Here is a 10,577-nt window from a genome sequence, read left to right as displayed (position 1 = left end):
CCGCCGACACCAAACAACAACAAACAACTCAATACAAACAAGCCCGTCACCCTTGAGCAACAACTCAACGGTGACGGGCTCCTTCGTCGTTTTCGCATACAGCCTACAAGTACAGACCTGAAAATACAGACCTGCAAGTAGGCGTCGTCAAGCACCAAGGGGCCAGGATCGGCGACCTGCGAGAATGCACTTCCAGGTCTGCACTAATGCCCACACATAAACACACCAGCCCAGCTTCAAGATTCCGGAGCATATATCCATTCAGATGGAGGAGTGAGACGTTCGACCAAAGGCTCATGCAGCAGAGAAGATGCTTCTTGCACCGCGCCTTGAGCGCATCGGCTTATTAGAATCCTTCATATCAGTGCCTTGGCGGGAAAGTAAGGAGTACGCGATGCGGTTCAGCCAAACGTCAGCTACGTTCTCTCATTCCTACAACGCGGCCTTCCTCAAGGACCTGAAGTCCGTGCGCTTCAGCACACAGAATGGCGCTCCTTCCTCTTCCAGGTTTCTCGAGACATTTTTGTCGAAGGGGCTAATACCGCAGGTACGTGATGGGCTCGGCGGTTTGCTGTTCTTAGTCATTATGGTCGTGGCCTCGGCCTGCATTTTCCTCTTCGCTCTTCTGCTAAATGGCTTTGATATCTCGTGGCTGCTTGCGTTCTTTCTTGGCGCGTTGTTGTGTTGTCACTTATGTGTTGTCGCGCGTCAGTGGGTGTTGTGTATCAACAGACTGGTAGACAGGTATTCAATCCGCACAAAGAGGTGTGCCTTCCCCGGGAAGTTGGTGGTGGAATTGGCAACAATGTCGATTTAATGAGGCATGGCGCGCCCCTATGGGGATAGATCGAAACCCGGTGAATTTGCACCATATCGGCCAAGATGATCGAACAGCTGTAGTAGAAATTACAAAACAGATGCACACAGAAAACGCTAAAGTTCTCCCTTTATTCCACAGAATGAATGGGAGCGGGTTTCCAACAGATGTAACCCTTGACGCCCGCGCATCCTTTAGGGAGTGGAGACACACATACTGGAAAGAAAAGGCATTGGACTACCTATGACCGGTCAGAAAAAACTCTCAGATAAGCTACTCTCATACTTGTACGGCCACGGACTAAGTAAAAGTGAACTGTCTCAGCTGAAGTCGGTGGCTCCATCTTGGATTCCCGAACAATACTTCCAATTCTGGAAGCATTACACGGCCTTTTCTCCGCCATCGTTAGTTTTCTTCACACCTGCCCCATACGGAGTCTATGAAAACGCCTTCGAAGGGTTTCTAGAAGATTTCCGGTCAGTCGATCTTGTCGATTCAAAACGCTTCTTCCCAGTAGCCTATGATGACGGTTTTGTCTGGGGCGTCTTCGAACAGAAGCCCAATGGGTCGGTTATATGTGGAATGTACGATTTTCAAGAAAAGGACTACGTTGAAGGCCCCTTCAAGACATTCGAGGAGTGGGTTCACAGCTACGGATAAACAGGCTTTGCGAGCCCGGCTCAACTGGATGAATTAACGACGTACTAAATGATCGGAAAGTGGCACAGACGGCACTCCTGGTGCGGCCTTCTAACCGCCAATGACTTCGAAGCACTCACATCAGCTACACCAACCCAAGCAGCATAGCTAACCCCCGACGTGTCTACTTTCCGGGGGTCAGGCCCGTTCACGTGTCTAATTCGCCTCGCCTGGAACAATGGTTGGATTGACTTCTACCCTGTGTTCTTGGGCAGTTTCTTCTGTAGTGAAGGGCACCCCCGAACAGGAAAGAAGCACTACCTGTATGCGACGAAGGGTCTTGTTCTCGCTCCAAATGGCGATTCCCGTTGCATTGAAGTGTGCGTCGAAGGAGTTAGCCCAAACCGGATGGGTATGCAGGGCGTAGCCCTGGCCCGGGATGCCGAAAGGATTCGTCTTAACGCCATGCGCAACAACGGTTGGACCTTTTGGGCAGTCGTCCGTGGTATGCCATTGGAGCACGGAAGCGTAGAGCATGGACTTAGCTCTTCGCAGGTGGCTGCGGGATTAGAGTGCGTGTGTGATGAGTGGCGTTTGGGTGAGGTTGCCTGGCCGCCGAATAGTGTGTAGTCGCCGAACTGGGACCGTAGGTTGTGGGGCACTTCACTAGCAGTTGGTTCGTATTGCCGTTTCTGGGGCCGTGACCTGTAGACTGGTTCGGTACATACGGACACGTCTACCGCAGAAAGTGCATGGCTTTAATGTCTGAATCCAACTCCCGTAACCACGGCCGTGGCCGCGAAGGTTCCGCAGAAGGCAACCGTGGGCACTACGGCTCTGGGGGCCGCAAGTTTGAGAAGCACGGCGGCGCAGCGGGGCGTCGAGAAGAGCGTCGCGGTGATCGCCGAGACGACCGCCGAGGTGGCCGCGCAGGCGCTAAACCTCGCCGCAACGACCGCAATGGCCATGGCAGCGGCAAAAACAAGGTCTCGCACCCACAGCGTTCAGGCTACCGTGAGGAGCGCATCAATCGTCGTATGACAGATCCAGACCTGCCATCTGATATCGACATTACGGATCTTGATCCTTCGGTACTTCAGGATCTTTCGTCGCTCTCCAAGGAAAACTCCGAAGCCGTTGCTAAACACCTCATCATGGCGGCAACGTGGCTTGAGGACGACCCCCAACTATCGCTACGCCATGCACGTGCTGCCAAAGACCGTGCCGGACGTGTATCAGTCGTCCGTGAAATGAACGGAATCGCTGCATATAGGGCTGGAGAGTGGAAGGAAGCCCTTGCGGAGCTGCGTGCAGCGCGCCGCATTTCCGGTGGCCCTGGGCTGCTCGCCGTCATGGCTGATTGCGAGCGAGGCCTCGGGCGCCCAGAAAAGGCTGTTGATTTGTGGCGCGGCGAGGAGGCCAAGGAACTCGCGGCGGAGGACGCGATCGAGTTGGCTATCGTTGCTGCAGGGGCGCGATTGGACATGGGGCAGGCAGATTCCGCCGTAGTTACCATCCAACGCGCAAAGCCTTCTAAGGATTCCACGGGATTCTCGGCATGCCGCCTTTCCTACGCCTATGCCAATGCTTTGTTGGAGGCTGGCCGCAAGGAAGAGGCCCGGGAGTGGTTCCAGCACGCGATTGACATCGATGAAGGAGACTGGACCGACGCTGCAGAGCGTCTGGCCGAGTGCAAATAATGAGTATTCTCAAAACCCATGATTCATTGCTCCTCGATCTCGACGGAACAGTATGGGAGGGCGGACAGGCTCTCCAGTGTGTCGTCGACGTGGTGAATTCCTGCGGTATTCCTGCAGTTTATGTCACGAACAATGCATCCCGAAGCCCCCAAACCGTAGCCGGTATGCTCGGCGAGATCGGCTTGGAGACGGATGCGCAACACGTTGTTACCTCTGCGCAAGCCGTAGTCAAGATCGCTCGTGAGGAACTTCCGGCAGGCGCGAAAGTCCTCGTCATCGGCGCGGACTCATTCCGTTCACTGGCGCGTGAGGCGGGTTTCGATGTTGTACACAGTGCCGACGATAAGCCCGCCGCGGTCCTGCAAGGTATGGACAAGTCGGTGGGCTGGGAGCAGCTCTCCGAAGGCGCGTTGGCAATTAATCACGGCGCAAAGTTCTTTGCCTCCAACCTGGATACGTCTCTTCCGACGGAGCGCGGAATGGCTGTGGGCAACGGCTCGCTAGTCGCAGCTATCGTTTCAACTACCGGCGTAGAACCTATTTCGGCAGGTAAGCCGGAACCCGCTATGTTCACTCAAGCAGCTAAGCTCGTGGGCTCGACGAAGCCTCTAGCTGTAGGGGACCGCCTTGACACGGACATTGTTGGCGGCAACAACGCTGCAATGGATACCTTCCACGTCCTTACAGGAGTGTCCCGGGAGCTTGCTCTGATTGAAGCTACTGCGGAGGAACGCCCTGATTTCATTGGTGCAGGATTCCACGAGCTCTCCTTATCGGCCGCACAGGCGCGCCCAGGTTCCCAGGGAGGCTTCCGGGCACGGTTTGACGGCTACGACATTGTTCTTCAAGGCGGGAACGAGAAATCGACGTCGATCGAGGCGCTGCGCACTGTCCTCGAAGTTGCCTGGGCCGGTGCTGAGCCGCCTCGCTACATTCAGCCACGGAGTGAAGCCGCGGAGAGGGTTGTGTCTACATGGCGGTAAAGCCTCATGACCCGCGCGCGGTTTTGGCTCCCGAGAAGCTGGATGCGTCGCTCGCGGAGATTCTCAATGAACCAGCTGAGAGCCTTGAACAAGAACTTGTTCAGCTGGATCGCGCTCATACTGTGCTGCGGGATGCGCTCCAAGACAATTAGCGCTGACCGTCGAGGATTCTAAGGGAAGAGGAGCTTTTCATGCCACCGCAACGCCGCCGTCTCGACGCGGAGCTAGTGCGCCGAAAGATTGCGCGCTCACGGGAACAAGCCGTTGAGATGATCAAGGCCGGCCGCGTGACCGTCGGGGGCTTCAAGGCGATGAAGCCCGCGACGGTGGTTGAGCCCGAGGTATCTATCAAGGTTGAGGCCAGCGAGGGGGATGATTGGGCTTCGCGTGGCGCGCACAAGCTCCTTGGCGCTCTCGAGGCTTTCGACGTCGATCTTAGGGGAAAGCGTGTGTTGGACGCGGGGGCGTCGACTGGCGGCTTTACCGATGTGTGCCTGCGCCGCGGTGCCGCGGAGGTGCTATCTGTCGATGTGGGCTACGGGCAGTTGTTGTGGCGTTTGCAGAATGACGAACGGGTTACGGTGCTCGACCGCACTAACATTCGCCACCTGACACTTGAGCACACGAATGGTCCCTGCGACGCCATGGTTGGTGACCTATCGTTTATTTCCCTGAAGCTTGTACTGCCAGCGATTGCATCGTGCATGGCTGATGGCGCGTGGCTATTGCCCATGGTCAAACCACAGTTTGAGGTGGGCAAAGACCGGATAGGGTCCGGTGGTGTGGTGCGCTCTCCTGAGCTACGGGCGGAAGTAACCAAGGATGTCGCTATCTTCGCTCAGGGGCTCGGGCTCAGCGTGAAAGGCGTGGCAGCATCGCCGTTACCTGGACCAAGCGGCAATGTTGAGTACTTCCTTTGGTTGGTCAAGGATGGATTGTCCACCCCGGAAGATAGGCTTGATGCAATGATCGAGACGGCTATCAAGGAAGGACCCCAGTGAGCAGTAGTGTCGCCGCGGAGGGCACCAACCGCCGCGAAATTCTTCTTGTTCCGCACGCGAGCCGCGCGGATAATCTTGCCGCTACGCATCGCGCGGCGGAGCTGCTCCAGGAGGCAGGCATCAAGGTGCGCGTGTGCGCAGCGGATACCGTCCTTCCGGGCCTGCAGCATGTTCGGCATACGCCAGCTGCTGCCGAAGGTTGTGAATTGGTGCTGGTTCTTGGTGGCGATGGCACATTTTTGCGCGCGGCAGATATGGCGCGCGCCGTCGATGTTCCCGTGCTTGGAATAAACCTGGGCCACGTCGGCTTCCTGGCCGAGTGGGAAGCGGAGTCGCTCGACCGCGCGTTGGTGCGAGTTATCGAGCAATCCTATGAGGTCGAAGATCGGCTTACTATCGACGTCACCGTGTTCGATGCTGACGGGAAACTGCGTGAGCGTAGCTGGGCGCTCAATGAGGCGTCGATTGAGAATCTCAACCGCTCGGGGGTGCTGGACGCCATCCTCGAGGTGGATGGGCGCCCGGTATCTGCTTTTGGTTGCGATGGCGTGCTCATCTCCACTCCGACTGGATCCACGGCCTATGCCTTCTCCGCCGGCGGGCCAGTTCTGTGGCCTTCTCTTGATGCCATCCTGGTTGTGCCAAACAACGCGCATGCCTTGTTTACCAAACCGCTCGTGGTGTCTCCGGATTCGCAAGTCGCGGTGGAATCGGCGTCGGCGACGACTCCGGCTGTGGTTATCCTTGACGGCTTCCGGGAAGTCTCGATGCCTCCAGGTTCGCGCGCGGAGGTCGTTCGTGGTGAAAGGCCGGTGCGCTGGGTACGTCTAGATCAGCAGCCATTCACTGATCGTCTGGTGTCCAAGCTGCGCCTCCCCGTGGAAGGTTGGCGCGGGCCGCGTCACTAGGTTGTTTAGTGCGTATTCAGGAAGGAAGATAGCTCACCGTGCTCGTTGATATCAGCATCTCTGACCTCGGCGTGATTGAAAGCTCCGCAGCGGAACTATCGCCAGGACTCACCGTGCTCACCGGCGAAACCGGCGCTGGTAAGACCATGGTGGTAACCGGCCTACGCCTTCTCGCCGGCGGTCGCGCGGATGCATCACGTGTGCGCGATGGCGCCGCGAAAGCAGCCGTAGAAGGGCATTTTTCTTCCAGTTCTCTTGCCGTAGCGAAGGTAGTCGAAGAATCAGGCGGTGAGCCAGATGAAAACGGCGAGTTCATTGCCTCCCGCACGGTGTCGGCGGCGGGACGCTCACGCGCCTACTTGGGTGGGCGTTCAGTGCCAGCGGCGACATTGGGGGAGTTCGCCTCCCACCTGATTACTGTGCACGGTCAGAACGACCAGCTGCGTTTGCTATCTGCCGATCAACAATTGGCAGCGATCGATCGCTTTGAACCTGCGATTGACAAGGTTCGCACCGCATATACCGATGCGTTTAGCCACTGGCGCGCGTTGGCTAAGGACTATCAGCGTCGTACGGAATCACGGCGCGAGATGGCGCAGGAAGTTGACAGGTTGCAGTTCGCTATTAAGGAAATTTCCGAGCTCGATCCGCAACCAGGCGAAGATGCCGAACTCGTGACCCTTATTAAGCGCTTGCAAGATGTTGATGCTTTGCGTGAGGGCGCAGCCACCGCTCTCAGCGCTCTGGATGGGGGCGAAGGATTTGGGGATGAGGACACCGCCGTCAATCTTGTCGGCGCCGCCGAATCAGCACTCGCTGGGGCAAGTGATACCGAGCTCGCTCGCCTAGGGGAGCGCGTTAGCGAAGTCACCGCGCAATTGACCGATATCGCTGCCGAGCTCACGACGTATTTGAGCGATCTACCCGCCGATCCCAACCTCCTCGAGGAATCCCTACAGCGCCAACAGGAGCTCAAGCGGCTTACCCGCAAATATGCTGCTGATATCGATGGAGTCTTGGCCTGGCGGGATGCCGCTGAGGCCAAACTCGCTACGTTGGATACCTCTACCGAGGCCCTCGAGGCCTTAAAGAAGGAGGTAATGGAGGCCGAAAAGACGATGGTGTCCAAAGCCGAAAAGCTCACTGCCGCTCGCACCAAGGCCGCGAAGAAGCTCGGGGCTCAGGTTACCGAGGAAATTCATGGTCTGGCCATGCCGAACTCCATCTTGACGGCCGCCGTCAAGAAAACGAAGTACTCCAAGTCCGGCGCGGATGAGGTCGAATTTCAACTCAACGGTAAGCCCCTGGCTTCTGCGGCCTCGGGCGGTGAGCTCTCGCGCGTCATGCTGGCCATGGAGGTAGTTTTGGCCAGCGGCGACGGGACCACCTTGGTCTTCGACGAGGTGGATGCCGGCGTCGGTGGCCGCGCGGCGGTGGAGATTGGGCGTCGTCTAGCGCGGCTGTCCACCACCAACCAGGTCATTTGTGTCACCCACCTGCCGCAAGTGGCCGCCTATGCGGACTCACACTTGCACGTGTCGAAGGAGAAATTCACGTCGGGTGTTGCGGATCTGGCCGCCGAGGAGCGCGTTGAGGAGCTCGCGCGTATGCTCGCTGGCCTCGATGACACCGAGACGGGCCGCGCGCATGCACAAGAGCTCTTCGATAGGGCTCAAGCAGAAGTCGAGACTTTCCGCGCGCCTTCCACACCTTGAGCCCCTAACAGGGGAAACTGTCAGACATGAGTCTGTTTTCCCGTAATACCGATCTGCCTGGAGAACACGGCGCGCTGCGTGATTGCACCCCGGGTGGCAAGGGCATGAAGAAGTTTAGCGCTGGTGACTTCGCAGTCATCAACGCCGCCAATATCTCCCGCCAAGAGGCCCAGACCCTCGTGGATATGAAGCCGGCCGCCGTGATCAACGTCGCGGAGTTCTCCACTGGTTCTATCCCGAATTATGGACCCCACATGCTTCTCGACGCCGATGTCACCCTCATCGAGGGCGTAGGCCAAGATTTTGTGGACAATTTCAAGGATGGAAAGAAGGCGCGTCTGACCGAAGACGGCGCCATTTTTGCGGGCGATACCCAGCTTTCTTCGGGAACGGTGGTTACCCGCGACCGGGCGGAGAAGAATTTTGCTTCTGCCCAGCAGGAACTCATCGATCATATGGAGGCATATTTCGGTAACTCCATTGAGTTCATTCATTCTGAAGGTCCGCTGCTCATCGATGGCCTGGGTGTTCCCGATGCAGGGTCCGTCATGGCCGGGCGCAAAGTTCTCGTGGTCTCGCCCACTGAGGAACACCGCAAGAAGCTGACGCTCCTGCGCAACTTTATCCGCGAGTATGAACCCATCATTATCGGCGTGGATGCTGCCGCGGACACCCTGGTCGAGCTGGGGTACCAGCCTCACTTCATCGTGGGTAACCCCTCCGAGGTGAGCTCGGAAACCCTGCGCAGCGGTGCCCAGGTTATTCTCCCCGCCGAACCGGACGGTACTGCTGACGGGCTCGAGCGCATTCAGGATTTGGGGATTGGTGCGATGACCTTCCCTGCCGCTACGGATTCAGCTACCGATCTCGCGCTGTTGCTTGCGGACTACCACGAGGCTCAGATGATTGTTCAGGTTGGCGGATCCCTCGACCTCGACGACATCTTTGCTAACGAGCCGAATGCTACGCCCGCGGCTTTGCTGTGCCACATGAAGGCGGGCACGCGCCTGGTGGATGCGGACGCTGTTATCAACCTTTATTCCGCGCCAAATTCCGGAGCTATGGGATGGCTGTGGGCGCTGCTTGGCATCCTCGTAGCACTTGCCGTCGTTATTTTGATCGTCGGCTTGGGCGGCGATGAATCCTTCCTCCAGAACCTGATCGATACCTGGAATAACTTCGCGTTAAGCGTGCAGGAGTGGTTTAAGTAATGATGTCGCCTAAGTCCCTCATTATCACCGGCCTCGGTTTCGGCGCAGCCCTTGGCATTGCGTTGGGCACGCTGGTGATTGCTCCAAACATGGATTCCGGATCGGGTCCCGGGGGTGAATCGACCAGTGAGGTGCGCGAGAAATACGGAAAGCTGGTTCTTGACAACAACATCGCGGAGGCCCAGCTAGACTCTGCTGATTCCGTTATGGGAGATCTCGGCCGATACGTGGTGGATGGTTCCTTGGCGCAGCGCCCGGTCATGGTTGTGAGTATGCCCGATGCCGACGACGCCGACGTCAAGGCCGTCAAGGATTTGCTGGGTTCTGCAGATTCCACCGATGCAGGAAGCATCAAGCTGACTGAGAAGTTTGTAGCCCAAGAATCCGCGGACAAGCTTTTGTCCCTCGTTACCACCACGTTGCCGGCGGGAGCGAAGCTCGATAAAAAGAAGATTGATGCCGGCACACATGCTGGTCAGGCACTTGCGGCGGGGTTGATGATGGATGCTGAGACCACCGAGCCGCTTGCATCAGTTGATGATCGCGCGACCCTTTTGCGGGCTCTGCGCGATGCCGGCTACATCGACTACAAGGATGGCACTATTCTTCCTGCTCAGGCCGTGGTCGTCGTGGGCGGAGGCATGACCCCGGGAGAGGAAGACGACAGTGCTGCTGCGAAGTACGCCATTGATACGACGGTCAACTTCCTAGAAGGTTTTGATTCGGTGGATACCGCGATGGTTTATGCCGGGCGCGTGGAATCCGCCGGTGACGACGGCGTCTTGGATAAACTCCGAGCCGACAAGACGAAGATCAGCACCGTGGACTCCATTGATCACCCGGTGTCCCAGATGGCCAGTGTTTTAGCCGTGAAGGAACAACTCGATGGTGGCCACGGTGTGTATGGTTCTGCGGCGAATGCTGACAGCGCAGCGCCGGCGCTGCCGAAGGATCTCTAGATGTCACACCATTTTCGTACGGTGGGAACCGAGCTGCTTGTCGACGCCCCCATCATCGCCGTCCGCCGCGATGATGTCGTCATGCCGGGGGAGGTTATTGCTCAGCGAGAAGTTGTCGAGCACCTTGGTGCTGTGGCCGTTGTGGCGTTGGATGAGAACAACCGTATCGCCATGGTGGAGCAGTACCGGCATAGCGTCGGTAAGCGTCTGTGGGAGCTGCCGGCCGGCTTGCTCGATGTGAAGGGCGAAGACGAGCTAGGCGGCGCGCAACGCGAGCTCCAGGAAGAGGCCGGCCTGGTCGCCGAGGAATGGGCAGTGTTGACTGATCTGGTGACCTCCCCGGGATTCTGCGAGGAAGCCGTGCGCGTGTTCTTGGCGCGAGGCCTGTCGAGCGTGCCCAAACTCAACGCCGAAGGCGACGAGGAAGCTGACATGGGCTTTGCATGGGTTCCCCTTGCGGAGGCTGTCGAGCGCATCCTGGTGGGGGAGATTGTGAACTCCATTGCGGTGGCAGGAATCCTTGCGGCATTTGTCTGCGTGCGTGGGGATGCCACCCCGCGCTCAGTTGACTCTCCTTTCGAGCTGCGCCCGGAATCGATCGCGCACCGGCGCCCGGGTCCGGATCTTAAGCAGCTGTGACGCCC

General features: G+C 57.9%; 13 protein-coding genes. 12 read left to right on the top strand and 1 reads right to left on the bottom strand.

The genetic code is table 11. The annotated features are described in order from the left end of the window. The first annotated feature begins 310 nt into the window (after positions 1-310). From HMPREF2604_RS04925 to HMPREF2604_RS04920, 3 genes are read left to right on the top strand one after another with little or no spacing between them, the layout of a single operon-like run. Positions 311-817 carry a hypothetical protein gene (locus HMPREF2604_RS04925; RefSeq protein WP_141746427.1) on the top strand — a complete coding sequence of 169 codons (507 nt, stop codon included), beginning with the start codon at positions 311-313 and terminating at the stop codon, positions 815-817. A gap of 19 nt (positions 818-836) precedes the next feature. Then, the gene (locus HMPREF2604_RS14485) at positions 837-1,064 is read left to right on the top strand and encodes an HNH/ENDO VII family nuclease (RefSeq protein WP_083304457.1); all 228 of its coding nucleotides are present in this window, start codon (positions 837-839) and stop codon (positions 1,062-1,064) included. Next, positions 1,061-1,477: a hypothetical protein gene (locus tag HMPREF2604_RS04920; protein ID WP_070524775.1), complete on the top strand. Its 417-nt coding sequence runs from the start codon at positions 1,061-1,063 to the stop codon at positions 1,475-1,477. The genes HMPREF2604_RS14485 and HMPREF2604_RS04920 overlap by 4 nt, the downstream gene beginning before the upstream one ends. A gap of 195 nt (positions 1,478-1,672) precedes the next feature. On the opposite strand, the gene HMPREF2604_RS13880 is transcribed toward HMPREF2604_RS04920, so the two are convergent. Next, positions 1,673-1,993 carry a hypothetical protein gene (locus tag HMPREF2604_RS13880; RefSeq protein ID WP_141746426.1) on the bottom strand — a complete coding sequence of 107 codons (321 nt, stop codon included), beginning with the start codon at positions 1,991-1,993 and terminating at the stop codon, positions 1,673-1,675. 224 nt (positions 1,994-2,217) lie between these two features. Here HMPREF2604_RS13880 and HMPREF2604_RS04915 point away from each other — a divergent pair, with 224 nt between their 5' ends. From HMPREF2604_RS04915 to HMPREF2604_RS04880, 9 genes are read left to right on the top strand one after another with little or no spacing between them, the layout of a single operon-like run. Beyond that, complete coding sequence (locus HMPREF2604_RS04915) at positions 2,218-3,156, top strand: tetratricopeptide repeat protein (RefSeq protein WP_070524779.1); 939 nt, start codon at positions 2,218-2,220, stop codon at positions 3,154-3,156. After that, positions 3,156-4,139, top strand: a complete 984-nt coding sequence (locus HMPREF2604_RS04910) for an HAD-IIA family hydrolase (protein WP_070524845.1) — start codon at positions 3,156-3,158, stop codon at positions 4,137-4,139. Before HMPREF2604_RS04915 ends, HMPREF2604_RS04910 begins: the two co-directional genes overlap by 1 nt. Further along, positions 4,130-4,291 carry a hypothetical protein gene (locus HMPREF2604_RS14060; RefSeq protein ID WP_168162987.1) on the top strand — a complete coding sequence of 54 codons (162 nt, stop codon included), beginning with the start codon at positions 4,130-4,132 and terminating at the stop codon, positions 4,289-4,291. The genes HMPREF2604_RS04910 and HMPREF2604_RS14060 overlap by 10 nt, the downstream gene beginning before the upstream one ends. Positions 4,292-4,330: 39 nt before the next feature. Then, the gene (locus tag HMPREF2604_RS04905; protein WP_070524781.1) at positions 4,331-5,140 is read left to right on the top strand and encodes a TlyA family RNA methyltransferase; all 810 of its coding nucleotides are present in this window, start codon (positions 4,331-4,333) and stop codon (positions 5,138-5,140) included. Beyond that, positions 5,137-6,048 (top strand): NAD kinase, encoded by a 912-nt coding sequence (locus tag HMPREF2604_RS04900; RefSeq protein ID WP_070524783.1) that lies wholly within the window; start codon positions 5,137-5,139, stop codon positions 6,046-6,048. Before HMPREF2604_RS04905 ends, HMPREF2604_RS04900 begins: the two co-directional genes overlap by 4 nt. A 38-nt stretch (positions 6,049-6,086) precedes the next feature. Continuing rightward, a complete protein-coding gene (recN, locus tag HMPREF2604_RS04895) occupies positions 6,087-7,763 on the top strand; it encodes a DNA repair protein RecN (protein WP_070563676.1) in 1,677 nt (558 codons plus the stop codon). 26 nt (positions 7,764-7,789) lie between these two features. Then, positions 7,790-8,974, top strand: a complete 1,185-nt coding sequence (gene steA, locus HMPREF2604_RS04890) for a putative cytokinetic ring protein SteA (protein WP_070524788.1) — start codon at positions 7,790-7,792, stop codon at positions 8,972-8,974. After that, a complete protein-coding gene (locus HMPREF2604_RS04885; RefSeq protein WP_070524790.1) occupies positions 8,974-9,933 on the top strand; it encodes a copper transporter in 960 nt (319 codons plus the stop codon). Before steA ends, HMPREF2604_RS04885 begins: the two co-directional genes overlap by 1 nt. Beyond that, complete coding sequence (locus HMPREF2604_RS04880) at positions 9,934-10,572, top strand: NUDIX domain-containing protein (RefSeq protein ID WP_070524793.1); 639 nt, start codon at positions 9,934-9,936, stop codon at positions 10,570-10,572. Positions 10,573-10,577: the final 5 nt, after the last annotated feature.

The organism is Corynebacterium sp. HMSC055A01 (genome assembly GCF_001809405.1).
In the GTDB taxonomy this organism is placed as follows: domain Bacteria; phylum Actinomycetota; class Actinomycetes; order Mycobacteriales; family Mycobacteriaceae; genus Corynebacterium; species Corynebacterium hesseae.
Note: the sequence above shows the minus strand (reverse complement) of the source record. Positions and strands in the feature narration are given on the sequence as shown.

Bases quoted from the DNA above. Each gene is read 5' to 3' on its own strand.
- HMPREF2604_RS04925 (WP_141746427.1), top strand. From the start codon at position 311: ATGCTTCTTGCACCGCGCCTTGAGCGCATCGGCTTATTAGAATCCTTC.
- HMPREF2604_RS14485 (WP_083304457.1), top strand. From the start codon at position 837: ATGGGGATAGATCGAAACCCGGTGAATTTGCACCATATCGGCCAAGAT.
- HMPREF2604_RS04920 (WP_070524775.1), top strand. From the start codon at position 1,061: ATGACCGGTCAGAAAAAACTCTCAGATAAGCTACTCTCATACTTGTAC.
- HMPREF2604_RS13880 (WP_141746426.1), bottom strand. From the start codon at position 1,993: ATGCTCTACGCTTCCGTGCTCCAATGGCATACCACGGACGACTGCCCA.
- HMPREF2604_RS04915 (WP_070524779.1), top strand. From the start codon at position 2,218: ATGTCTGAATCCAACTCCCGTAACCACGGCCGTGGCCGCGAAGGTTCC.
- HMPREF2604_RS04910 (WP_070524845.1), top strand. From the start codon at position 3,156: ATGAGTATTCTCAAAACCCATGATTCATTGCTCCTCGATCTCGACGGA.
- HMPREF2604_RS14060 (WP_168162987.1), top strand. From the start codon at position 4,130: ATGGCGGTAAAGCCTCATGACCCGCGCGCGGTTTTGGCTCCCGAGAAG.
- HMPREF2604_RS04905 (WP_070524781.1), top strand. From the start codon at position 4,331: ATGCCACCGCAACGCCGCCGTCTCGACGCGGAGCTAGTGCGCCGAAAG.
- steA (WP_070524788.1), top strand. From the start codon at position 7,790: ATGAGTCTGTTTTCCCGTAATACCGATCTGCCTGGAGAACACGGCGCG.
- HMPREF2604_RS04885 (WP_070524790.1), top strand. From the start codon at position 8,974: ATGATGTCGCCTAAGTCCCTCATTATCACCGGCCTCGGTTTCGGCGCA.
- HMPREF2604_RS04880 (WP_070524793.1), top strand. From the start codon at position 9,934: ATGTCACACCATTTTCGTACGGTGGGAACCGAGCTGCTTGTCGACGCC.